20 protein-coding genes are annotated in these 21,870 nt (G+C 61.6%); 7 read left to right on the top strand and 13 right to left on the bottom strand.

Going from position 1 to position 21,870, the window contains the following annotated elements; genetic code table 11:
- Nucleotides 1–148: 148 nt before the first annotated feature.
- Together CUN63_RS25760 and CUN63_RS25750 are read right to left on the bottom strand one after the other, a co-directional pair.
- Nucleotides 149–2,260 (bottom strand): PAS domain-containing sensor histidine kinase, encoded by a 2,112-nt coding sequence (locus CUN63_RS25760; RefSeq protein ID WP_129443604.1) that lies wholly within the window; start codon nucleotides 2,258–2,260, stop codon nucleotides 149–151.
- A 328-nt stretch (nucleotides 2,261–2,588) separates the two neighbouring features.
- Entirely contained in the window at nucleotides 2,589–3,278 is a 690-nt protein-coding gene (locus CUN63_RS25750; RefSeq protein WP_129443602.1) for a GntR family transcriptional regulator, read from the bottom strand.
- Between the two features lie 140 nt (nucleotides 3,279–3,418).
- On the opposite strand from CUN63_RS25750, the gene CUN63_RS25745 reads away from it, so the two are divergent.
- The 7 genes from CUN63_RS25745 to CUN63_RS25715 all read left to right on the top strand — a co-directional run bounded on the left by CUN63_RS25745 (nucleotide 3,419) and on the right by CUN63_RS25715 (nucleotide 10,837).
- Nucleotides 3,419–4,504: an ABC transporter ATP-binding protein gene (locus CUN63_RS25745; protein WP_129443600.1), complete on the top strand. Its 1,086-nt coding sequence runs from the start codon at nucleotides 3,419–3,421 to the stop codon at nucleotides 4,502–4,504.
- 1 nt (nucleotide 4,505) lies between these two features.
- A complete protein-coding gene (locus CUN63_RS25740; RefSeq protein ID WP_129443598.1) occupies nucleotides 4,506–5,423 on the top strand; it encodes an ABC transporter permease in 918 nt (305 codons plus the stop codon).
- Nucleotides 5,420–6,208, top strand: coding sequence for an ABC transporter permease (locus CUN63_RS25735; protein WP_129443596.1), 789 nt, complete (start codon nucleotides 5,420–5,422; stop codon nucleotides 6,206–6,208). The genes CUN63_RS25740 and CUN63_RS25735 overlap by 4 nt, the downstream gene beginning before the upstream one ends.
- 37 nt (nucleotides 6,209–6,245) lie before the next feature.
- Nucleotides 6,246–7,298: an extracellular solute-binding protein gene (locus CUN63_RS25730; protein ID WP_129443594.1), complete on the top strand. Its 1,053-nt coding sequence runs from the start codon at nucleotides 6,246–6,248 to the stop codon at nucleotides 7,296–7,298.
- 183 nt (nucleotides 7,299–7,481) lie between these two features.
- On the top strand, nucleotides 7,482–8,678 hold the full coding sequence (locus CUN63_RS25725; RefSeq protein ID WP_129443592.1) for an amidohydrolase family protein: 1,197 nt from the start codon (nucleotides 7,482–7,484) through the stop codon (nucleotides 8,676–8,678).
- Nucleotides 8,675–10,162, top strand: a complete 1,488-nt coding sequence (locus CUN63_RS25720) for an amidohydrolase family protein (protein WP_129443590.1) — start codon at nucleotides 8,675–8,677, stop codon at nucleotides 10,160–10,162. The genes CUN63_RS25725 and CUN63_RS25720 overlap by 4 nt, the downstream gene beginning before the upstream one ends.
- A gap of 12 nt (nucleotides 10,163–10,174) precedes the next feature.
- Nucleotides 10,175–10,837 (top strand): flavin reductase family protein, encoded by a 663-nt coding sequence (locus CUN63_RS25715; protein ID WP_129443589.1) that lies wholly within the window; start codon nucleotides 10,175–10,177, stop codon nucleotides 10,835–10,837.
- Between the two features lie 137 nt (nucleotides 10,838–10,974).
- Here CUN63_RS25715 and CUN63_RS25710 read toward each other — a convergent pair whose 3' ends face one another.
- The 11 genes from CUN63_RS25710 to CUN63_RS25655 all read right to left on the bottom strand — a co-directional run bounded on the left by CUN63_RS25710 (nucleotide 10,975) and on the right by CUN63_RS25655 (nucleotide 21,751).
- A complete protein-coding gene (locus tag CUN63_RS25710; RefSeq protein ID WP_129443587.1) occupies nucleotides 10,975–11,634 on the bottom strand; it encodes a DUF799 domain-containing protein in 660 nt (219 codons plus the stop codon).
- A complete protein-coding gene (locus CUN63_RS25705) occupies nucleotides 11,631–11,975 on the bottom strand; it encodes a DUF4810 domain-containing protein (RefSeq protein ID WP_371925536.1) in 345 nt (114 codons plus the stop codon). The genes CUN63_RS25710 and CUN63_RS25705 overlap by 4 nt, the downstream gene beginning before the upstream one ends.
- 60 nt (nucleotides 11,976–12,035) lie before the next feature.
- Nucleotides 12,036–12,710 carry a CsgG/HfaB family protein gene (locus tag CUN63_RS25700; RefSeq protein WP_165353332.1) on the bottom strand — a complete coding sequence of 225 codons (675 nt, stop codon included), beginning with the start codon at nucleotides 12,708–12,710 and terminating at the stop codon, nucleotides 12,036–12,038.
- A 241-nt stretch (nucleotides 12,711–12,951) separates the two neighbouring features.
- Nucleotides 12,952–16,050: an error-prone DNA polymerase gene (locus tag CUN63_RS25695; protein WP_165353283.1), complete on the bottom strand. Its 3,099-nt coding sequence runs from the start codon at nucleotides 16,048–16,050 to the stop codon at nucleotides 12,952–12,954.
- Nucleotides 16,026–17,441 carry a DNA polymerase Y family protein gene (locus tag CUN63_RS25690; RefSeq protein WP_129443581.1) on the bottom strand — a complete coding sequence of 472 codons (1,416 nt, stop codon included), beginning with the start codon at nucleotides 17,439–17,441 and terminating at the stop codon, nucleotides 16,026–16,028. The genes CUN63_RS25695 and CUN63_RS25690 overlap by 25 nt, the downstream gene beginning before the upstream one ends.
- A 7-nt stretch (nucleotides 17,442–17,448) precedes the next feature.
- Nucleotides 17,449–18,066 (bottom strand): translesion DNA synthesis-associated protein ImuA, encoded by a 618-nt coding sequence (gene imuA, locus CUN63_RS25685; protein WP_129443579.1) that lies wholly within the window; start codon nucleotides 18,064–18,066, stop codon nucleotides 17,449–17,451.
- The gene (lexA, locus tag CUN63_RS25680; protein ID WP_129443577.1) at nucleotides 18,066–18,683 is read right to left on the bottom strand and encodes a transcriptional repressor LexA; all 618 of its coding nucleotides are present in this window, start codon (nucleotides 18,681–18,683) and stop codon (nucleotides 18,066–18,068) included. Before lexA ends, imuA begins: the two co-directional genes overlap by 1 nt.
- A gap of 188 nt (nucleotides 18,684–18,871) precedes the next feature.
- Nucleotides 18,872–19,165 (bottom strand): DUF971 domain-containing protein, encoded by a 294-nt coding sequence (locus CUN63_RS25670; protein WP_129443575.1) that lies wholly within the window; start codon nucleotides 19,163–19,165, stop codon nucleotides 18,872–18,874.
- Nucleotides 19,162–20,124 (bottom strand): HEAT repeat domain-containing protein, encoded by a 963-nt coding sequence (locus tag CUN63_RS25665; protein WP_129443573.1) that lies wholly within the window; start codon nucleotides 20,122–20,124, stop codon nucleotides 19,162–19,164. Before CUN63_RS25665 ends, CUN63_RS25670 begins: the two co-directional genes overlap by 4 nt.
- On the bottom strand, nucleotides 20,121–20,969 hold the full coding sequence (locus CUN63_RS25660) for an ABC transporter ATP-binding protein (RefSeq protein WP_129443571.1): 849 nt from the start codon (nucleotides 20,967–20,969) through the stop codon (nucleotides 20,121–20,123). Before CUN63_RS25660 ends, CUN63_RS25665 begins: the two co-directional genes overlap by 4 nt.
- A complete protein-coding gene (locus CUN63_RS25655) occupies nucleotides 20,969–21,751 on the bottom strand; it encodes an ABC transporter permease (protein ID WP_129443569.1) in 783 nt (260 codons plus the stop codon). The genes CUN63_RS25660 and CUN63_RS25655 overlap by 1 nt, the downstream gene beginning before the upstream one ends.
- Nucleotides 21,752–21,870: the final 119 nt, after the last annotated feature.

The raw sequence follows: 21,870 nt of genomic DNA, 5'->3' as shown, positions 1-21,870 counted from the left end.
CGGCCTTAAAGGAATGATGTGGATGAACGCGATACAAATGTAGGAGCTGCCGCAGGCTGCGATCTTTTGATCTTGATCCTGGCAATGTCAAGACCGCCATAAGATCAAAAGATCGCAGCCTGCGGCAGCTCCTACAGGGGGGCTGTTCTCAGCCGTTTAGCACGGTGCGGACCATTTGGGTCAGCGCCTCGGGACCATAGGGTTTGCTCAGCAAGTAAGTGTCGGGGCTGAGTTGGTGATTGCGCGAAATAATGTCACGGGTGTGGCCCGAGGTGAACAGCACGGCCAGCGGCGGCGTCTGCATCTTGGCCCAGGCGGCCAGGTCCGAGCTTTTGATCAGGCCGGGCATGACCACGTCGGTGAAAATCAGGTCGACCACGGCGCCATCCAGCAACATCTGCATCGCGGCGTCGCCGTTGGCCGCCGTCAGCACTTGATAACCCTCTTCACGCAGTAACTCCACCGCTGCGCTGCGCACCGCCTCGTTGTCCTCGACCACCAGAATGGTTTCGTGTCCGCCTCGCTGTTGCGGGTCATGACGTGTCGTTTCGTTGAGCATCGGGCGCAGGCTGCGAGGGAAATACAGCTGCACTCGAGTGCCCTGCCCGACCACGCTGGAAATCTCGATATGCCCACCACTTTGCTTGACGAAACCGAACACCATGCTCAGGCCCAGACCCGTGCCCTGGCCATCGGCCTTGGTGGTAAAAAACGGTTCGAAAGCCTGCGCGAGCACCTGTGGCGACATGCCGATACCCCTGTCAGCCACCGCTACGCAGACATAGTCGCCGGCGACGATGCCCTTGCCTGCACAAAACTTGCTGTCAAGGGCGATGTTCTCGGCGCTCAGGTCAATGGTCCCCTCGCCGTTCATGGCGTCCCGGGCATTGATCGCCAGATTGAGGATGGCGTTTTCCAGTTGATTGTGGTCCACGTAGATGTGCCAAAGAGCTTCCGCAGCGGTGAAGTTGATCTGAATGGTTTCCCCCAGCGCCCGCTGCAACAATTCCCCGAGTCCATCGAAGACCTGCCGCAGGTCGCAGACCGCTGGCGACAAGGGCTGACGACGGGCGAACGCGAGCAATTGCGAAGACAGTTTGGCGCCGCGCTCGACTGCGGCAATCGACGCACTGACGCGGCGCTGCACGTTGGCATTGTCCGGCTCATGCCGCGCCAGCAAGTGCAGGTTGCCGGCGATCACCTGCAACAAGTTGTTGAAGTCATGGGCCACGCCGCCGGTGAGGCCACCAATGGCTTCGAGTTTCTGCGATTGACGCAATTGTTCTTCAGCGGCCAGCCGCGCCTCGACTTCGTCGGCAACGCGTTGCTCCAGATTGCGGGTGAACTTGAGCAGGGATTCTTCGGCGGTCTTGCGTTCGTGGATGTCGATCAAGACCCCGGGAAAACGGAACGGTTCGCCCTGCTGATTGAACTCGCAGCCACCACTCGCCTGCACCCACAGATAACTGCCATCCGGGCGCAGGACCCGATACTCGGCGTTAAAGGGTTCGCCGGTTTCCACTGATTGGTTGATCTGCTCCTGCACCCAGCTGCGGTCATCGGGATGGATCCGTGCTTCGGCGATGTCCGTTGGCAGGTCGGCCAGGTTCTGCTCCGGCGGGTACGAAAAGGTGCGGGCGAAACGCTCGTCACCGGAGAGCGCATTGCCCTTGATGTCCCAGACGAACGAGCCGAGCAAAGCCCCGGCATTGAGCGCCAGGCGCACCCGTTCGTTGTCGGCGTGATAGGCGTCCTCGGCGGCCTGACGACGGCGTTCGGAAATCACATGCTCGGTGGTCTCGACCACTATCGCCATGACCCCGGCCGGTTTCCCGTCGTCATCAGCGACCGGGCTGTAATAGAGGTCCAGCCAGACGTCTTCGGGAACCCCGTCGCGCAGCAACTCCAGGACTTTGTTGCGATAGGACAAGGTGCCGCCGGCCAGGCAGGTATCGACCACATGCCGATTGAAGTCGGCGACTTCCGGCCAACCCAGTTCCACCGGGGAACCCAACAGGTAAGGATGGCGGCCACCGGCGAACGTCGAGTACGCGTCGTTATAGATCATGTAACCCTGCCGGCCCCATAGCATCACCATCGGCAGTGGCGACGCGAGCATCAACTGCACCGCGCTGCACAGGCTTGCGGGCCAGGTGTCCATGTCCCCAAGCTCAGTCAGACTCCAGTCGAACGCGCGGATGCGCCCAGCCATTTCACCGTTCCAGCCTGCACACCCATGGCTATCGTCTAGAAACTGCATCGACTGACTCTGTATCCCTGTAGATGACTGGCTTAAGGGATCGCAACGGCATGAGGACGGTGCGTGCCCGTTTGTTTCGAGCACCGCCTTCGCCAATGGTTTCATAGAGGTTAGCTAATTCACCTCATCCAGGCTTTTGTGGCGAGGGAGTTTGCCCTGCGGACGAACCTTGTAGCAGCTGCCGAGCCTGCGAGGCTGCGTTCGGCTGCGAAGCAGTCGTAAACCCTGCATGCGAGTTTGTCCTGACACACCGAGGTGTTTGATTTCACGACTGCTTCGCAGCCGAACGCAGCCTCGCGCAGCTCGGCAGCTGCTACGGATCTCGCGACTAAACCTCGATCAGGTGCTTGAGCGGGTGGTAGCCGGTTTTCAACGTGGCGGCGACGTCGAGAATGGCCTTCTCGATACCATTCAAATGCATGCAGGTCAGTTCGATCGCAGCGCTCTGATTGCCCGCTTCGATGAACTCGATCAACCGCAGGTGTTCATCATCGCGGCAGGCTTCATGACTGTCGTCATCCAGCGCGGCGGCGTACAGCGAGGCGCGGGAAATCAGCTTGCGGAACCAGTCCAGCAACACCGGGTTGTTCAGGCTTTGCGCGAGCTTGATGTGGAACTCGCCAAGCAGATGAATCAACCGTTCATGGTCGCCGCTGCGGTGCGCTTCATCCTCCAGTAACAGGTGATCACGCAGGTCCTGGGTCACGGCAGTATCACGACGACGACAGAGCTCAGTGACGATGCCGATCTCGATCAGGCGCCTCGTTTCAAACAGCGAACGGATCTCCTCATCACTGGGCAACGACACCGACGCTCCTTTGTTGGGCTCGGTGGTGACCAGGCCATCGGCCTCCAACTGTTTGAGCGCGGCACGAACCGACGTCCGGCTGACATTAAAAAGTTCGGCCAATGAGGCTTCGCCGAGCTTCATCCCGGGACGCAATGAACGTTTGCTGATCGCCTCGTAAACCCCTTGGTAGACGCGGTCGACCGTGGTCTCGAGTTTTTTCTCGGTCATCTGAACACTCCTTTAGCACTAAACAACCGGCCCCAGGCGATGAGCAGCCTTTGAAAAAGGGGGTTGCACGAGCAGATTAATCCGGTTATTTCTAGATTGCATCCAGATATTGCATACAATAATTAGAGGAATGCACCAATATGGGTCATCCAACAGCGATTGAAGTGCGTAACGTCTCCAAGCGGTATTCCGACGATCCGGGGCTGGCTCCAGCCCTCGACAACGTTTCAGTCGACATTGCCGACAATGAATTCTTCACCCTGCTCGGCCCTTCCGGCTGCGGCAAGACCACTTTGTTGCGGACCATCGCCGGCTTCGAACAGGTCAGCGAAGGCGAGATTCGTCTGGCAGGCGAACCGGTCAATGATTTGCCACCGTTCAAGCGCCGGGTCAACACCGTCTTCCAGAGCTACGCGCTGTTTCCGCACATGAGCGTCGCGCAGAATATCGCCTTCGGCCTCGAGATGCAGGGTCTTGATCGCAAGCTCATCCCGCAACGGGTCGATGAGATGCTCGCGCTGGTGCAAATGCAACACCTGGCCCAGCGCAAACCGGCCGAGCTGTCCGGCGGCCAGCAGCAGCGCGTAGCCCTGGCCCGGGCCCTGGCGCCGAAACCCAAAGTGCTGTTGCTCGACGAACCGCTGTCGGCGCTGGACTTGAAGCTGCGCAAGGAAATGCAGGTCGAACTCAAGCGCGTACAGAAGGAAGCCGGGATCACCTTCATTTTCGTCACCCACGATCAGGAAGAAGCGCTGACGCTGTCCGACCGCATCGCCGTGATGTCCGCCGGCAAGATCCTGCAAATCGGCACACCGAACGATATCTACGAACGGCCGCAGCATCGCTTCGTTGCTCAGTTTATCGGCGACATTAACTTCCTCCCCGGTCACCTCAAGCGCGGCCAGCAGAACGAAAAACTGTTCGTGCCGAGCGGCATGCCAGTGGAAATCCCTTGCCCGGCTCAAGGCTTCGACGGCGCCAGCGTGCAACTGGCGTTCCGTCCGGAACGTTCGCAATTGGTCGACCCGGCGCAACCGCATCACCTGCGCGGCGTGATTGAAGCGGTGTTGTATGTCGGCACCGCGACCCTTTACCAGTGCCGGTTGAACAACGACATCAAGGTCATGCTACGCGAGAACAACGAAGGCCTGAACCGCGGCCGGGTGGTCGGCGATCGCATCGCGGTCAACCTGCCGCCCCACGCCTGCCTGTTGATGGAGGCCTGAGATGAGCGTCAGCAGCACTTCTCCCGCCCTCAACCGTGCGCTGTTGCTCAGCCCGGTGGTTCTGACTTTGCTGGCGCTGATCGCCATTCCGCTCGGCATCATGGGCTACATCAGCCTGTTGCCGCGCAATGTGTATGGCGGCGTCGACTGGCAGGCCAACTGGCAATTGCAAAGCTACGTGCAGCTGTTTTTCCAGGAAGGTTTCGACGGTGAACTGGAACTGAACTGGGTCTATGCCCAGGCGCTGTTGCGCTCGGTGTTCCAGGCCGGTGGCACCACGTTGCTGTGTTTCCTGTTCGGCTTCCCGGTGGCCTTGTGGATGTCGAGCCTGACACCACGTCGGCGCAACCTCATGGTGTTGCTGATCACCATTCCGTTCTGGACCAACCTGCTGATCCGCAACTACGCCTGGCTGATCATCCTGCGCGAACACGGCTGGGTCGCCCAAAGCATTAATGCGCTGTTCCCGCAGGCGGGCGGCATCACCCTGCTCTACAACGACTTCGCGGTCAGCGTCGGGCTGGTTTACAGCTTCCTGCCGTTCATGATTTTGCCGATCTACTCGACCCTGGAAAAACTCGACTGGCGCCTGGTGGAAGCGGCTTACGACCTCGGTGCCAATCGCTGGCACGCGTTGCGGCGGATCATCCTGCCGCTGTCGATGCCCGGCGTGATTGCCGGCGCGCTGCTGGTGTTCGTGCCGAGCCTCGGTGCCTTCATCACCCCGGCGATTCTCGGCGGCGGCAAGACGCTGATGATCGGCAACCTGATCCAGCAACAGTTCGGCACCGCGCGTAACTGGCCGCTGGGCAGTTCGCTGTCGTTCCTGCTGCTGGGAATTCTGCTGCTGTCCCTGGTGCTTTACGCCCTTTATAGCCGCAGCACCGCTAAAACCCTGCATCGGGGAGCCACCGCATGATCGCCCTGCACCTGAAAAAACTGCCCCTGACCCGGGAAGTCAGCCTGTTGATCCTGGCCTATCTGTACGTGCCGATCTTCGTGCTGATCGCCCACAGCTTCAACGCCAACCGTTCGGCGACGGTGTGGACCGAGTTCTCGTTCGCCTGGTACGGAAGGATTCTGGCCAACCCGTCGATCCAGACCGCCGCGCTGAACTCGATCATCGTCGCCGGCATCGCCACAGTCTGCGCCACGGCCATTGCGTTGCTCGCAGCGCTGGCGACGTACCGGCCGTTCTATGGACAGAAGATGGTCGAGGGCGGGATCAACCTGCCGCTGATCCTGCCGGAGATCGTCACCGCCGTGGCCACTCTGCTGCTGTTCATGGCGCTGGGGATCAAGCTCGGTTTGCTGACGGTGATTGTTGCGCACATCGGCTTCTGCATTCCTTTCGCCTACCTGCCGATCCGTGCACGGCTCAATGACCTCGACAAGAGCTTGCTGGAGGCGGCGAACGATTTGTACGCCAACCCGTGGCAAGTATTTCGTCGAGTGACGCTGCCGCTGCTGTGGCCGGCAGTGTTGTCCGGTTCGGTGCTGGCGTTCGTGGTCAGCCTCGACGATTTCATCATGACCTTCTTCGTTGCCGGACCCGGTTCGACGACGTTGCCGGTGTACATCTTCTCGGCGATCAAGTCCGGTGTCACGCCGGAGATCAACGCGATCTCGACCCTGATGCTGGTGATTTCCATCGTGCTGGTGGTACTGGCCTTCTGGCTGGGACAGCGCGGCAAAAACCAATGAGCCTTTGTCCTTCGTGGTACTTCTGGAGCGTACATCTATGAACATCAAAAGCATGCGTTTCGCTGTCGCCGGTCTGGCCCTGAGTTGCTTCACGGCGTTCAACACCCAGGCCGCCGAACCCAAGGAATTGTTCTTCTACAACTGGACCGACTATTACCCGGTGGAACTGCTGGCCAAGTTCGAAAAGGAGACCGGGATCAAGGTCACCATGGACGGCTACGACAGCAACGAAACCCTGCTGGCCAAGTTGCAGGCCGGCGGCGCGGCGTACGACGTGATCGTGCCATCGCAGTCGATCATGCGCACGTTGATCAACCAGAACCTGCTACTGCAAATCGACGCGTCGACCCTGCCCAACTTCCAGTACGTCAAACCGGCGTTCCGTGATCCGAGTTTCGACCCCGGTCGCAAGTTCTCCGCCCCGTACCTGTGGGGCACCACCGGGTTTTCCTATGACAGCGCACGGGTGCCCGGCGGCAAGCTGGACGATTCGTGGAAAGAGTTCTTCGAACCGCGCAAGGAACTCGAAGGCCAACTCGCCGCCCTCGACACCTCCAGCAGTGTGATCAACGCCGCCAGCCATTACCTGAACGTCGACGAATGCAGCGAAAACCCGCAGGACGCCAAGCGCATTCTGGAGCTACTGCAAAAACAGAAACCGCACTTGAAGATGTACAGCTCGGACAACACCGTCGACCGCATGGCCTCCGGTGAAGTGATCATGATGCAGAACTGGAACGGTTCCACCGCCCGGGCCACGTTGCAAAAAAGCACCATCAAGTACGTGTACCCGCGCGAAGGCCTGGCGATGTTCCAGGACAACTTCGCCGTACCGAAAAGCGCCCCGCACCCCGGCAACGCGAAGATCTTTATCGACTGGATGATGAAACCGGAAAACGCCGCCGCCGTGTCCAACGCCATCGCCTACGACAACGGTATCCAGAGCGACAAACTGATCGACGCCAAATGGCGGGTGATGGACGCGATCAATATGCCCGATGAGTTCGCCTCGCGCTTGCGCCCGGAGAAAGAGTGCAGCAACAAGGCGCGTGAGCTGCAGGACCGGATCTGGTCGAAGCTCAAGGGTTGATTGGCTGGCTTTAAACCGAGTCGCGGCCATCGCGAGCAAGCTCGCTCCTACAGGGTATTGGGTTGTTCACACATTCCATGTTCAACACAAAACCACTGTGGGAGCGAGCTTGCTCCGGGCGGCGTTCCGACGATGAGGCCAGCACAGGCACCGATGCTCTAAATTCTGAAAAAGAGGTATGCAATGACTCAACCCCGCTGGCTACGCAACGTGCGCCCCTACGGCTCCACCGCCGAAGACCTGCTGATCGAAAACGGCCTGTTCAAGCAACGCCGCCCGGCATCGGCCACGGCCCTCACCACCACCGACATCGACGGCCAAAACCAGCTCCTCACCCCTGCCCTGGTTGAAAGCCACGTCCACCTCGACAAAACCCTCTGGGGCCAACCCTGGCGTGCGAACAGCGCCGGCCCGACGCTCAAGGACTACATCGCCAACGAGCGCCGCGTGCTGCGTGAAGTCAACGCGCCCATCGCTCAACGCGCTGGCGCCCTGCTGGAAAACTGCATCGCCCGTGGCTCGCTGACGATGCGTTGTCACGTCGACATCGACCCGGAATTCGGCCTGCGCCATGTCGAGGCCATGCAACAGTTGCGCGAAAGTTACCGCGACCTGATCGACCTGCAACTGGTGGTGTTCCCGCAAACCGGCCTGATCAGCCGCCCCGGCACCGCCGAACTGATGCGCGAAGCCATGGCCCTGGGCGTGGAAAATGTCGGCGGCCTCGACCCGTGCGGCATCGACAACGACCCGATCGCCCAGCTCGACTTCGTGTTTAAGCTGGCCAGTGAATTCAAGCGTGGCGTCGACATTCACCTGCACGACAAGGGCGAACTGGGCCTGTGGCAGATCGCACTGATCGCCGACTACACCGAACGCTTCGGGCGTCAGGGTCGGGTGATGATCAGCCACGCCTACTGCCTTGGGATGTTGCCGTGGAGTCAGGTCAAACCGGTGGCCGAGCGTTTGGCGGCCTTGGGCATTTCCCTGATGAGTTCGGCACCGGCCGATTGCGCGGTGCCACCGTTCCTCGCCCTTCGTGAGACCGGGGTGAACGTGTGCCTGGGTTCGGACGGCATTCGTGATGCCTGGTCGCCCATGGGCAATGGCGACATGCTGGAACGGGCGATGCTGCTGGCGTTTCGTTTCGACTTGAACAAGGACGATGAACTGGCGGCGGCGTTCGAAGCAGCGACGGTGAATGGTGCTCGGGCGTTGGGCTGTGAAGGTTATGGAGTGCAGATCGGTGCGCCAGCGGACTTTCTGCTGATGCCGGTGCAGACGCTGGGTGAGGCGGTGGTGTCGCGACCGGTGCGGCAGGTTTATCGCTGTGGTGAGTTGATCGCCTCCGGTGGCCGACTGCTGGAAAGTCGCTTGTGAAAAGGATTGGATTGAAAGCCAGTTGCGTGGTCGGGTTCGACGGCACCCAGCATGTGCTGTGGCGCGACGGCGAAGTGGTGTTCGAAGGTTCGCGCATCGTGTTTGTCGGGCGCGATTATCCGGGGCCGGTGGATCAGTGGATCGATTACGGCAACGCGTTGATCGGCCCGGGCTTCATCGATCTGGATGCGCTCGGGGATCTTGATTCGACGGTGCTGACGCTGGACAACGGCGATGAACGCGACATGGGCCGGATGTGGTCCGGGGACTACCTGGCGAGCGGTCCGCAGGAGAGTTACAGCCCTGATGAAGAAGTTTTCAAATACCGCTACGCCTTCACTCAGTTGATCCGCAACGGCATCACCACCGCCATGCCGATCACCTCGATGTATTACCGCGAGTGGGCCGAAACCTACGACGAATTTTCTGCGGTGGCCGGTGTGGCGGCCGAGTTGGGGCTGCGGACTTACCTCGGCCCCTGCTACATGAGCGGCATGAGTTACTGGCGCGCCGATGGAACCCTCGGGCATCACTGGGATGAAGCGCGAGGCATGGCCGGGCTCGATGCCGCTGTCAGGTTTTTCCATGATTTCGACGGCGCGCACGAGGGTTTGATTCGCGGCGCGCTGCTGCCGGATCGCATCCAGACCTGCACCCCGGCCCTGCTGCTACGCACCGCCGCGCTCAGCCTGGAGCTGAACGCGCCGATGCGTTTGCATTGTTGCCAGGGGCTCGGTGAGGTGGCGATGGTCGAGCAACTGCGCGGTACTTCGCCGCTGGGTTGGTTGCAGCAACTGGACCTGCTGACCCCGCGCAGTCTGCTGCCACACGGCATCTACACCTCAGGCGATGACGATCTGCAACGCGTGGTGGATGGCGGCACGAGTCTGGTGCATTGCCCGGTGGTGTTTGCCCGTGACGGTGAGGTACTGAACTCTTTCGGTCGCTATCGGGCCAAGGGCATCAATTTCGCCCTGGGCACCGACACCTGGCCGGCGGATTTGCTGGAAAACATGCGCCAGGGTCTCAACATCGCGCGATTGATGGAGGGCGGGAACTTGCTCACCAGCACCCTGGATTTGTACAACGCCGCCACCCTCGGCGGCGCCAAGGCCCTGGGTCGCGATGATCTGGGCCGTTTGGCACCGGGCGCCAAGGCCGACATCACCGTGTTCAGTCTTCGCGGCCTGCATTTGGGGCCGCTGTTCGACCCACTGAAAAACCTGGTATTGGCCGGGCGCGGTGACGACTGCATCGCCAGCTACATCGACGGCCGCTGCGTGATGCAAGACGGTCAGGTTCAAGGCGTCGACTACCCCGCCCTGCAACGCCAGGCCCAACAACAATTCGAAAAACTGATGCGCAGCCACAGCGACCGGGCCTGCGGCCAACCGGACTGGAAAGACCTGTTCAAACCGGCCATCCCGTTCGCTGACGACTACAGCGCACGCGCGCCGCTGAGCGCGATTGATCCCCTTCTTTAGAGAATTCTGCCCATGCAAAGCTTCGACTTCAGCCAATTGAGCCCGCGAGACAAATACAAGATTCTGATCGGTAGCGTGGTGCCACGGCCGATTGCCCTGGTCACCACCATCGACGGCGAAGGTCGGATCAACGCAGCGCCCTTCAGCTTCTTCAACGCCCTCTCGGCCGACCCGCCGATCCTCGCGTTGGGCGTGGAAAACTACGGCGACCAAAGCCCCAAGGACACCACGCGCAATATCCAGCTCAATCAGGAATTCACCGTGAACATCGTCAGCGATGCCCTGGTGGAAGCCATGAACGTCTGCGCCGTGCCGTTCGCCCCCGGTTTCGACGAACTGACTGCTGCGGGCCTTACTGCCATTCCCGGGACCACGGTCAAATGCCCACGGATTGGCGAAGCTCCGGTCGCGTTGGAGTGCCGAAGGATGATGGCGCTGTCCATCGGGCAGTCACGGGAGATCATCTTTGGCGAAGTGCTGATGGCCCATGTGCGGGATGAATTGATCGACCCGAAAACCTTGTATATCGATCAGTTGGGGCTGGATGCGATTGGCCGGATGGGTGGGCATGGGTATGCGCGTACGCGCGATTATTTCGATTTGCCGACACGGTCGTTGCAGGCCTGGACGGAGGCGCCGGGGGGTGGGGAGCGGTTTTGGCCAGAAGCCAAATAGAACTCTGCCCACGTACCCAAACCCTGCAGGAGCTGTCGAGTGAAACGAGGCTGCGATCTTTTGACTTTGCTTTTAAAAAACAAGATCAAAAGATCGCAGCCTCGTTTCACTCGACAGCTCCTACGGGATTGCGGACATCAGTCAGTGCCGTATTTCGGCGAACGCGGTCCGTACAGCAACCCCACCGGTTGTCCTGCCGACAGCAGCCGAGCGCTGGTCACACCGGCAATCGGGTGACCGGCATCGGTTGAACTGTTGATCACTTGCTTGACCGCAGCCGTAATCAGCATGCCAATCAAACCACCGCCACCGTTATTGCCACCCTCTTCGCTCGAAGCCCGAGCCGAGCCGGTCCACAGGGTGGTGCCGCTCTTGAGGTCCACCAGTTTCGCGCTGGCCGTAACCACGGTTTCGCTGTTGATGATCATGTAGCGAGTGCCATAGTCCGTCACAGTGATGTACAGCGCAGCATCGGCACCGAAGATTTCTTGCAGTTTGTTGGCCGGTGCCTGATGGATATCCGCCGGTGTGGTCAAGCCATTCTGGCGGAACGTCTCATCGACCAGGGCGATCGGCAGCACGTAGTAACCGGCTTCAGCCAATGGGTACGTGACCTGCGACAACAGGCTGTAGGACGCCTTGACGTCCGGCGAGTTGTTCAGCGGCGGCAGCACCAGAATGGTTTTCGGACGACTTTGCTTGTATGCCGAATAGTCCACGGTCTTGGGACTGACGCAACCGCCGAGTACCGCCAGAGCCAGTAGCCCGGCCATCAGTTTCAATGAGCGCGCGATCATTGGGTGTCTCCGGTCTTGGCGTTTTTAAGCAGAAAGTCCATGTACGGCGTCGACTCGGGGAACAACGTCTTTTCGGTTCTGAATTGCTGCACCATCTGATCGTCCTTGCCCATGCTCAGGTACAACAACCCCAAATGAGCGTGGTAGCCAGGCGGCGGCGTCTTGCCGGTGGACCTGATTTTCTGCAAGTCGCGCTCCAGGGCTTCGGCCTGAGCTTCCTTGGGCTCTTCACCCTTGAAGTACTCGTAGACTTCCGGCTGGTAGCTTTCCCACTGGTAAAGGGTTTTCGGGCCGCTGTTGCAGCCGGCCAACAGGCCACTGACCAGCACGGTCGACGCCATCAGCGCCCATTTCGCATAAATCTTGAACATGCTTGTACCGCTCCTTGTCTTCGACCTTGATCAGTTGCCCGGTTTCCATGCACCGGCATTCATGCCGTCCACCAGACGATTGATCGCCTCGCGCATGGCCAGGTCGAGCACTTTGCCGTTGAGGGTCGAATCGTAGGCAGCGGTGCCGCCAAAGCCGATGACTTCACGGTTGGACAAGGCGTATTCGCCCGCGCCCTGAGTCGAATAAACGACTTCCGAGGTGCTGATGTTGACGATGTTCAAATTGACCTTGGCGTAGGCCACCTGGGTCTTGGCGCGACCGAGAATGCCGAACAACTGGTGATCGCCAGTCTCTTTGCGGCCGAATTCGGTGACATCACCAGTGACCACAAAGTCGGCCCCCTTGAGGCGCTGGGACTGGCCCTTGATCGCGGCCTCCTGCTGGATCTCGCCCATGTTGTCGCGATCCAGCACGCTGAAGCGGTTGGTTTGCTGCAAGTGAGTGATCAGGATGGTCTTGGCCTGACCGCCAAGGCGATCTACACCGTCGGAAAAGATCCCGCGCATGTAGCTCGAACGGTTGTCGAACTTGCCGACCGCCATGGGTACGCGAACGCCCGCATAAGCGAGGCTGGCGCTTTCGACCTTTTCTACCGGCAAGGCGCGCGAGCTTTCGGTCGCACACCCGGCCATCGCGCCCAAAACGGCAACCGCTGCCGCCGATACCAACATCCGAGAGATCATTCTCACTGTGCATTCCTTTTGAAAAACGGTTTATCCCGGCACGGCAATAGCTTGCCACTGCGGGTTGCAGCGGCAAAAAAGCGAGGGGGCATCAAATCGACAATCGACGTGCGGGACGTCGGCGGCCGGCATTATGCCAAAGTGCCACCATGGAGGACAGTGTTTAATTTTTATTGGCGTCAGTGGATTGGCAAACACACATCTGTAGGAGCTGCTACAGAGGGTGTTGTATAGGCACAGATCAGCGGAAATCGCGGCTACGTACGCTGATGCCATCCAGCAATGGACTCAGGTCGCTCAACCGTCCGGCAATCAAATGCCGCACCTCGCCTTCCTTTTCCCAGCGCCCGTCGACCTTGAGCAATTGCGAGCCGACCAACACCTGGCGCTGCCGGTCGGCCAGGTCGCGCCAGACAATGACGTTGACGTTGCCGAACTCATCTTCAAGGGTGACAAAGGTCACACCACTGGCGGTGCCCGGGCGTTGTCGACCGGTTACCAGCCCGGCGACGCTGACCGGTCGCCCATGCTCAACCTCCAGCAGCTCCTTCGAACTGCGGCAGCGCCGGGCTTTCAATTCACCCCGCAATAGAGCCAGCGGATGCGGACCGAGCGTGGTGCCGACACTGTTGTAATCGGCTAGCAGGTCCTCGCCAACGGTGGGTTTGGGCAACGACACCGCGCCCTCCTCCTGACTCGGCAGACCGGCAAACAAGCCGAGCTGTTTCTGCACCCCCGCCACTTCCCAGCGCGCCCGATGACGGTCGCCGGCCAGTCCACGCAGCGCACCGGCATCGGCCAGTTGTTCCTGGGCGCGGGCATCGAGTCGCGCCCGTTCGCCGAGGTCGGCAATGTCGATAAACGCCCCCTTCGACCTCGCCGTTTCGATGCGCCGGGCATCGTCCTCGCGAAAGCCCTTGATCATCCGCAACCCCATACGGATCGCCGGCTGGGCACCGGTGATCGGTTCGAGGCTGCAATCCCAATCGCTGGCGCGCACGTCCACCGGGCGAATCTGCAAATGATGCCGGCGCGCGTCCTGCAGAATCTGGTCCGGGCTGTAGAAACCCATGGGCCAGCTGTTGATCAGCGCACAGGCGAAGGCCGCCGGCTCGTGGCATTTCAACCAGCAACTGGCGTAGGTCAGCAAGGCGAAACTGGCGGCGTGGGACTCGGGGAAACCATAACTGCCGAAGCCTTTGATCTGCTCGAAAATCTGCGCAGCAAACTCGGCCGTGTAGCCGTTTTTCTTCATCCCGGCGGCCAGACGATCCTTGTGCGGCTCCAGCCCGCCGTGGCGTTTCCAGGCAGCCATGGAGCGGCGCAACTGATCGGCCTCGCCGGGGCTGTAGTCGGCGGCGACAATCGCAATCTGCATCACCTGTTCCTGGAACAGCGGCACGCCCAGCGTGCGCTTGAGCACGACTTCCAGTGCCGGGGACGGATAGATCTCGGGTTCTTCCTTGTTTCGGCGTCGCAGGTACGGATGCACCATCCCGCCCTGAATCGGCCCCGGACGGACGATCGCCACCTCGATCACCAGGTCATAGAAGGTCCGGGGTTTGAGCCTCGGCAGCATCGACATCTGCGCCCGGGACTCGATCTGGAACACGCCAATGGTGTCGGCACGGCCGATCATGTCGTAGGTTTGCGAGTCTTCGGACGGGATCGTCGCCAGGCTCAGGTCCCGATGGCGATGACGGCGCAACAGATCGAAACAGCGGCGGATCGCACTGAGCATGCCCAACGCCAGGATATCCACCTTGAGCAGCCCGACGGCATCGAGGTCGTCCTTGTCCCACTGGATGATGGTGCGCTCGGCCATGGCGGCGTTTTCCACCGGGACCAGGCTGTCCAGAGGCTGTTCGGAAATCACGAAACCGCCGGGGTGCTGGGACAGGTGTCGGGGAAAACCGATCAGCTGCCCCGTCAGGCTGAGCACCCGGCGCAGCACCGGGCTTTCGGGATCGAACCCGCCTTCAAGCAGGCGTTCCACGGGCGGTGTTTCATCACTCCAGTGGCCACAGCAATCGGCCAGGGCGTTGATCTGATCCGGCGGCAAACCCAAGGCCTTGGCCACATCACGCACCGCGCCGGCCGCGTGATACGTGCTGACCACCGCCGTCAGCGCCGCGCGGGTCCGGCCATAACGCTGGAACACGTACTGCAGGACTTCTTCACGGCGTTCGTGTTCGAAATCGACGTCGATGTCCGGCGGTTCGTTGCGCTCTTTGGAGAGAAAGCGCTCGAACAACAGCGTGGTGCGATCCGGATCGATTTCCGTGATGCCCAAGGCAAAGCACACCGCCGAGTTGGCCGCCGAACCACGGCCCTGACACAGGATTTTTTGCTCACGGGCGAAACGCACAATGTCGTGAACCGTCAGGAAATAGCTTTCGTAGCCCAGCTCGGCGATCAGCTCCAGTTCTTTGTCGATCTGCGTCAGCACCTGGGCCTGCGGGCCTTTTGGCCAGCGCCACGCGATGCCCTCTTCGGTCAAATGACGCAGCCAGGACGTGGCTGTCTGGCCTTCCGGCACCAACTCTCGGGGATATTGATAACGCAACTGACCGAGGTCGAAGGTGCAGCGCCGGGCGATGTTCAGCGTTTCGTCGAGCAGTGTTTGCGGGTAGATCGATTGCAGGGCATCGAGACTGCGTAAATGCCGCTCGCCATTGGGATGAAGACGCAACCCGGCCTCCGCCACCGGCAGGTGATGACGGATCGCGGTCATGGTGTCCTGCAAGGCGCGTCGCCCACGGGCGTGCATGTGCACGTCACCGCTGGCCACTGCCGGGATTCGCAGCTCCCTCGCCAGAGCCAGCAGTGCGCCCAGTCGTCGGGTATCGTCCTGGCCGCGATGCAGCTGGACGGTCAGCCACAGGCAATCGACGAAGGTCTGTTTCAGCCAGTGGCCCTGTTCGAAGTCATCGACCGCGTCCGGCACCCACAACGCCAACAGCCCCGGCAAAGGTTCGCTGAAGTCTTCCCGCAGCACTTGATACTGGCCTTTCTGCGTGCGGCGCCGCGCTCGGGTAATCAGTCGGCACAGTGTCTGGTAACCCTCGAGACTTTCCACCAGCAACACCAGTTTCGGACCGTTCTCGATGCGCACTTCGCTGCCGATGATCAGCGGCAGCTCCACGGCTTTGGCCGCTTGCCAGGCGCGGACGATACCGGCCAGGGTACATTCATCGGTGATCGCCAAGGCCTGATAGCCCTGCTTTTTCGCCCGCTGAAAGAGTTCGAGGGCACTGGAAGCACCGCGTTGAAAACTGAAGTTCGACAGGCAGTGCAGCTCGGCATAGTCGATGCTCATGCGAACCAGCCTTGCAGCCACAACGGGCCGTCCTCACCGACCGCACGATAGGCCCAGCCCTGCTGGCCGGAACGGGTTTCGATCAGGAAGTAATCGCGGCGCACATCGGCGCCGTCCCACCAACCGGACTCGATGCGTTCCGGCCCCATCAGGATGCGCGTCGAACCTTCGGGCACCGCCAGCGGTTCAGTCAGCAGCCAGCCCGGACGTTGTACGGCAGGCAGCCCTGCACAGCGCTGACTGTCGACACTGGCCTGCCACGCGCATTCCGGCCGGTGATCGGCCTGGAACCGCAAGCCCTGCACCGCGTCATCTCCCAACCGCGCGCGCAAGCGTTCGCGCAGTTGCTCCCACGGCAAGGATTGTTGCGGGCGGTCGTCGAACAGCTCCTGATACTGGGGAACGAAGGCCGGCAAGTCTTCGGCGCGCAGGCGAAAACCGCGCACCGGGGCCTCGACCTGGACGTGCTCCAACCGGCCCCGGGCCAGTTCAAAGAGCATCGCCGGATCACGTTCGGCGCTGAGCAGGCCGACCTTGATGACGGTGTCCGGCAACCCGGCGTGCTCCAAATGCAGGTCAAAACGCTGCACGCCGCTGTCCCGACCGCAAAGAAATGCCGACAGGTCACCGGTCAATCGGCGTAACGGAAACAGCAGCGCCTGATGGGACTGCACATCGAAGTTGAGCTCGATGCGCACATCGAACCGGTCCGCCGGCAGGTAGAACGCCAGCGCCAGCCGCCGTAACCCGAGCAAGGCGTCCAGATGCTTGAGCACCTGGGCCTCGAAACGCCGGGCCAGGCTATGGCGAGGCAACGCCTGAACCTGACTCAAGGTGCGCAGCCCCATGCGCGACAACGCGGTGGCAACGCTGGTTTCCAGCCCGATCCGGTCGATGGGCAACTGCCCTAGATAATGTTGCAAGGCTTGATCGTCGGGCACCACCAGACCGTCATAAGCGTTGGCCAGCACCCGTGCGGCCACCGGGTTGGGCGCGGCAACAATCCGATGGCGAAACCCCAGCTCGCCGAGTTCGGTCCGCAACCGCGCCTCGAATTGCGGCCAGGCGCCGAACAATCCCAGGCTGGACTCGATTTCAAACACCACCGCACGCGGGTAATGCACGCTGACTTGTGAACTGAATCGATAAGCCCAGGCAGCCAGAAACTGCTGCCAGTGCTCGATCTCGGCAGCGTCGTATTCAGCCGTGACAAACCCTTTGCTCAAGGCCTGGGCGGCGGTCATCGACTGGCCCGGACGCAAGCCCAGCGCCCGGGCCGAAGCGTTGACCGCTTGCAACACCCGACGCTGGGCCGGGCCGGTCAGCAGCGCCAGCGGCTCATCGGGATCGGCGCGCTGACGCAGTACCGCGTCCAGCGCCAATTGCGGGAAGAGAATGCAGACCCAGCGCATGGCAACCTCAATGTCCCACGGGGAAGGCAATCAGCGCCGAACGCGCCAACCCGCCCCGGCACTTGAGTACGCGCAATTGCGCAGGCCTGGCATCGATGGCGATGCGCAGCGCCGCTGGCGAAGGGTTGATCGCCTCATTGATCGAGCGGTAGGCAAACGCCAGGGTCGAGCCGGTTTCCGCCGCCACCTGCAAGCGCCGCAACGCCCGGTCATCGGCCTTGTGCGGCCAGCACAGCACGGCGCCGCAACTGCCCGAACGCAGGCATTGTTCCGCCGCCCACAAGGCATCGCGCTCGCTGGCCTGGATGATCGACAACTGGCGCAGATCGACCCCGGCGTTCTGCCAGGCCTGGGGGTATGGCACGTAAGGCGGCGCCACCAGCACGATGCGCTCGCCCGCGGCGGACAACCGCGCCAGCGCCGGCCACACCAGTTGCAGCTCACCAACACCCTGCCCGGCCAAAAGGATTTCGGTCAGCGCCGCTTCCGGCCAACCGCCCGTAGGCAACGCCGCATCCAGCGCGGCATGCCCGGTGGGTTGCGGGCTGACGGCCGGGGGCGCAGGCCGGCCCTTCCAGACCTGGCCGCCATTGAGCAGCGTATCCAGCGCAACGACGGCGCCCATCACCCTTGCCTCACCAGACCGCAGAACACCCCTTCGATGGCCAGGTCCTGATTGGCGTCGACGATGATCGGCTTGTAGGCCGGATTGCGTGGCAGCAATCGGACAACCTCGCCGACCCGTTCGAAACGTTTGATGGTGACTTCGCCGTCGAGCCGTGCGACGACGATCTGGCCGTTGACCGCCTCGGGATTGCGGTGCACGCCCACCAGATCGCCGTCGAGAATGCCGTCCTCGATCATCGAGTCGCCCTGGACCCGCAGCATGTAATCGGGCACCCGCGAGAAGATCGACGGGTCGAGCAGCAAGCGGCTGTGAACCTCGGCATCGGCACCGATCGGCGCACCCGCCGCCACCCGGCCGAGTACCGGAATGTCCAGCAACTCGGGCCGCGCCGGTTGCCCGAGCAAACGAATGCCCCGGGCCTGATGCGCATTGACCTCGATGAAACCGGCCTCGGTCAGCGCCAGCACATGCTTGCGCGCCACGCTGCGGGAGGCGAAACCGAACGCCTCGCTGATTTCAGCGAGGCTCGGGGACTGGCCATGCTCGGCGATTCGATCGCGGATAAAGGTCAGGATGGCGGTACGGCGGGGAGTTAAAGTCGTCATGGAGTACATTTGTACTCTTTTGGCTTTTTTCTGGCAAGGACCGCCAGTCAGCTGGCGGTCGACCACACAACCTGAGGTAAACACCAATTAAATGTGGGAGCGGGCTTGCTCGCGAATGCGGTTCAACATTCAACATTGATGTCGACTGACCCACCGCCTTCGCGAGCAAGTCGAATCGTCGCACCGCCGCTCCCACATTAGATTTCAGTAGGTTCGGGGGTGAGTTGTGCCAGGTAGGGCCATGGATAGATGCCTCGCTCATGGCCATCGCTGAAGATGAGTTGAAGGCCGTAGCCCTGGGCGTTCAGTTCGGTCACTCGAATGCGAGGATCGACTTTCACCCTCAACCCCTGCAACCGAAACGCCCGGCATTGCGAGCACGGGCATTGGCGGCGCAACTCAACGTGGCCCAACAACTGCTCGCGACCATCCGGCCAGTTCAACCGCAGCTGCTGTTTACCTTGGGAATTGCCAATCGCCACCGGGTTCATTGCAGCTGACTCAAGGCGATGCGCACGGCTTTGCGCACTTCCGGGTCGCCGTCATCCTGGGCGGCCTGCAAGGGTGCGATGGCGCCTCGGTCGTTCAACTCTCCGAGCGCCAGGGCGGCTTCCTTGCGCAGGTTGCTGATGCGGTGGCCGAGGGTTTCGATCAACGCTTCAAGGGCCGGGACGTAACGCAAACGACCGAGGCTACGGGTGGCGCGCAGGCGCACTTGCCAGTACGCGTCACTCAAGGCTTCGACCAAGGCCGGCCCGGCGTCGACGTGACCGACCTTGCCCAGCGTGGTGGCGGCTTCTTCGCGCACTTGCCAGGCGGCGTCCTGCAAGGCCTGGCGCAGCGCCGGCAGCACGTGGGCGTCGGAGGCCAGGCCAAGGGCACCGGTGGCAGCGCGGCGGACTTCGGTGTCCGGGTCGTCACTGGCCAATCGGGCAAGGGCCGGCAAGGCATCGAGTTGCTTGAGCCAGCCGAGTACACCAACGGCTTCGCGGCGAACACTGGCGTCTTCATCGGTCAATGCCCCTAAAGCGGCAGCGGCGGCATCGGGAAAGCGCAACTCGCGCAGTGCCCGGAAAGCGGCGATGCGCACGTTGATATCGGTATGCCCGGTCCACGGCAGAATCACCCTGCCCGCCGCCTCGGTCTTGAGCAGGCTAAGGCTTTGCGCGGCGGCCGCTTGCACAGCTTGGGAAGGATCGGTCAGGGCCTGGCACAGCGCTTCGACCACAGGTGTGTCCTCCCAGGCTTCAAGCAAGCGTGCGGCTTCGGCGCGGACTTCTTCGGTCGGGTCTTGCGCAAGGCGATTGACCAGCCAAAGCAAACCGTCCGGCTCTTCAAGGTCGGCCAGTTCGATCAGGGCAATTCTGCGCACGCCGGGATCTTCATCCTTCAGGCGCGGTTGCAGGGCGAGAATGTCGTCGTTATCGGTTACATCAAATAGAGAGGTCATAGGGCAAATCGCGGCAGTTTGTTTTCAAGGGGAAGTCCGAGAGGGTTCAGGCGCGGTAACTGCCGACCGTCTTCGTGACGCAGTAATTCGAGGCAATGGCGCTTCAAGCGGGAGAACTCGTGGCTGGTGACCAGTTCGGTGGTGCGTGGCCGTGGAAAATCGAGGCGCAGGTCTTCGATGATCCGGCCCGGGCGCGAGCTCATGACCAGCAGCCGATCGGCGAGGAACAGCGCTTCATCGATGTCATGGGTGACGAACACCACGGTAGTGCGAATTCGCGTCCAGATGTCCAGCAGCAGCTCCTGCATGTTCAACCGGGTCAGCGCATCGAGGGCGCCGAAGGGTTCGTCCATCAGCAACAGGCGCGGGCGGTTGATCAGCACCCGGGCGATTTCGACCCGTTGCTGCATGCCACCGGAGAGTTGGTCAGGCCAGCGCTCGGCAAACCCTTCGAGGCCCACCAGGGCAAGGATTTCGTCGGCAGCCTGGTGCCGTTCGGTTTTGCCGATGCCGCGCATTTTCAGGCCGAAAGCGACGTTGTCGCGCACGGTGCGCCAAGGGAACAGCGTGTGGTGCTGGAACACCATGCCCCGCTGCGGCGATGGGCCCAGGACCTGCGCACCGTCAACTTTCAGGGTGCCGGTTCGCGGTTGCAGATGACCGGCCAGCGCACCGAGCAGGGTCGATTTGCCGCAACCGGACGGCCCGAGAATGCACACGAATTGCCCCGGCTCGATCTGGCAATCCAGACCTTGCACGGCTTCGAAGGCTTGCTTGTCCTCGCCGAGGACGATGGACAGTTGGCGGATGTCGATCCGTCCTTCAGGGGTTTGCATCACGCTCATCAGGCTTTTCCTCGTGGTCGGTGCCAGGGCGTGAACAGCCCGCCCAGACGTTTGATCAGCAGGCTGCTGCCCATCCCCAGTACGCCGATCAGCAACATGCCGACCACGATGTCGGCGTAGTTCTGGAGGGTGTAGGACTCCCAGGTGTAATAACCGATGCCGTACTGGCCGGAGATCATTTCGGCGGTCACCAGGCAGAACCATGAGGTGCCCATGCCGATCGCCAGGCCGGTGATGATGCTCGGCGCAGCGCCTGGCAGGATCACCTCCAGCAGAATCGCCCGGCGCCCTGCCCCGAGGCTTTTCGCCGAGGCGATCAGCCGTGGGTCGACGCCTTCGACGCCATGCACGGTATTGAGCAAAATCGGGAACAGTGCGCCGGTGAAGGTGATGAAGACCATCGACAGCTCTGACGAGGGGAACATCAGGATCGCCAGTGGAATCCAGGCCACGGCGGGGATCGGGCGCAGGACTTCCAGCGGTGGTAGCAGCAGGTCTTCAGCCCATTTCGAGCGACCGATGGCCAGGCCCAACGCGATGCCGATGATCAGCGCCGCGAAGTAACCGGCGAAGACCCGGCTGAGGCTGCTACCGAGGTGTTGCGCGAGCTTGCCGGAGTCGCCGAGGCCGAGGGCGGCTTCGATGACCGCCAGTGGCGTCGGGACATTGGCGAAGGTGACCAGGCCGAGGTTCCAGTGGTGGCTGGCGGCGAGTTGCCAGAATACAAGGCAGAGCAGCAGTGAAGCGGCTCGGGGGATCCAGCGTAAATAGGATCTGTACACAATACTTCCTCTCAACCGAGATCCTGTGGGAGCGGGCTTGCTCGCGAATGCGATGGATCAGTCGACATCAATGTTGAATGAAAAATCGCATTCGCGAGCAAGCCCGCTCCCACAGGGGA

Origin of the sequence: Pseudomonas sp. ACM7 (genome assembly GCF_004136015.1) — a bacterium.
In the GTDB taxonomy this organism is placed as follows: domain Bacteria; phylum Pseudomonadota; class Gammaproteobacteria; order Pseudomonadales; family Pseudomonadaceae; genus Aquipseudomonas; species Aquipseudomonas frigoris.
This window is presented reverse-complemented; position numbering and strand designations above follow the sequence as displayed.

What these genes read in the sequence shown, in the direction of transcription:
- CUN63_RS25750 (WP_129443602.1), bottom strand. Translation starts at nt 3,278, where the DNA reads ATGACCGAGAAAAAACTCGAGACCACGGTCGACCGCGTCTACCAAGGG.
- CUN63_RS25700 (WP_165353332.1), bottom strand. Translation starts at nt 12,710, where the DNA reads ATGATCTCTCGGATGTTGGTATCGGCGGCAGCGGTTGCCGTTTTGGGC.
- CUN63_RS25690 (WP_129443581.1), bottom strand. Translation starts at nt 17,441, where the DNA reads ATGCGCTGGGTCTGCATTCTCTTCCCGCAATTGGCGCTGGACGCGGTA.
- CUN63_RS25760 (WP_129443604.1), bottom strand. Translation starts at nt 2,260, where the DNA reads ATGCAGTTTCTAGACGATAGCCATGGGTGTGCAGGCTGGAACGGTGAA.
- CUN63_RS25740 (WP_129443598.1), top strand. Translation starts at nt 4,506, where the DNA reads ATGAGCGTCAGCAGCACTTCTCCCGCCCTCAACCGTGCGCTGTTGCTC.
- CUN63_RS25745 (WP_129443600.1), top strand. Translation starts at nt 3,419, where the DNA reads ATGGGTCATCCAACAGCGATTGAAGTGCGTAACGTCTCCAAGCGGTAT.
- CUN63_RS25710 (WP_129443587.1), bottom strand. Translation starts at nt 11,634, where the DNA reads ATGATCGCGCGCTCATTGAAACTGATGGCCGGGCTACTGGCTCTGGCG.
- CUN63_RS25730 (WP_129443594.1), top strand. Translation starts at nt 6,246, where the DNA reads ATGAACATCAAAAGCATGCGTTTCGCTGTCGCCGGTCTGGCCCTGAGT.
- CUN63_RS25735 (WP_129443596.1), top strand. Translation starts at nt 5,420, where the DNA reads ATGATCGCCCTGCACCTGAAAAAACTGCCCCTGACCCGGGAAGTCAGC.
- CUN63_RS25705 (WP_371925536.1), bottom strand. Translation starts at nt 11,975, where the DNA reads ATGGCGTCGACCGTGCTGGTCAGTGGCCTGTTGGCCGGCTGCAACAGC.
- CUN63_RS25715 (WP_129443589.1), top strand. Translation starts at nt 10,175, where the DNA reads ATGCAAAGCTTCGACTTCAGCCAATTGAGCCCGCGAGACAAATACAAG.
- CUN63_RS25670 (WP_129443575.1), bottom strand. Translation starts at nt 19,165, where the DNA reads ATGAACCCGGTGGCGATTGGCAATTCCCAAGGTAAACAGCAGCTGCGG.
- CUN63_RS25665 (WP_129443573.1), bottom strand. Translation starts at nt 20,124, where the DNA reads ATGACCTCTCTATTTGATGTAACCGATAACGACGACATTCTCGCCCTG.
- imuA (WP_129443579.1), bottom strand. Translation starts at nt 18,066, where the DNA reads ATGGGCGCCGTCGTTGCGCTGGATACGCTGCTCAATGGCGGCCAGGTC.
- CUN63_RS25725 (WP_129443592.1), top strand. Translation starts at nt 7,482, where the DNA reads ATGACTCAACCCCGCTGGCTACGCAACGTGCGCCCCTACGGCTCCACC.
- CUN63_RS25660 (WP_129443571.1), bottom strand. Translation starts at nt 20,969, where the DNA reads ATGAGCGTGATGCAAACCCCTGAAGGACGGATCGACATCCGCCAACTG.
- lexA (WP_129443577.1), bottom strand. Translation starts at nt 18,683, where the DNA reads ATGTACTCCATGACGACTTTAACTCCCCGCCGTACCGCCATCCTGACC.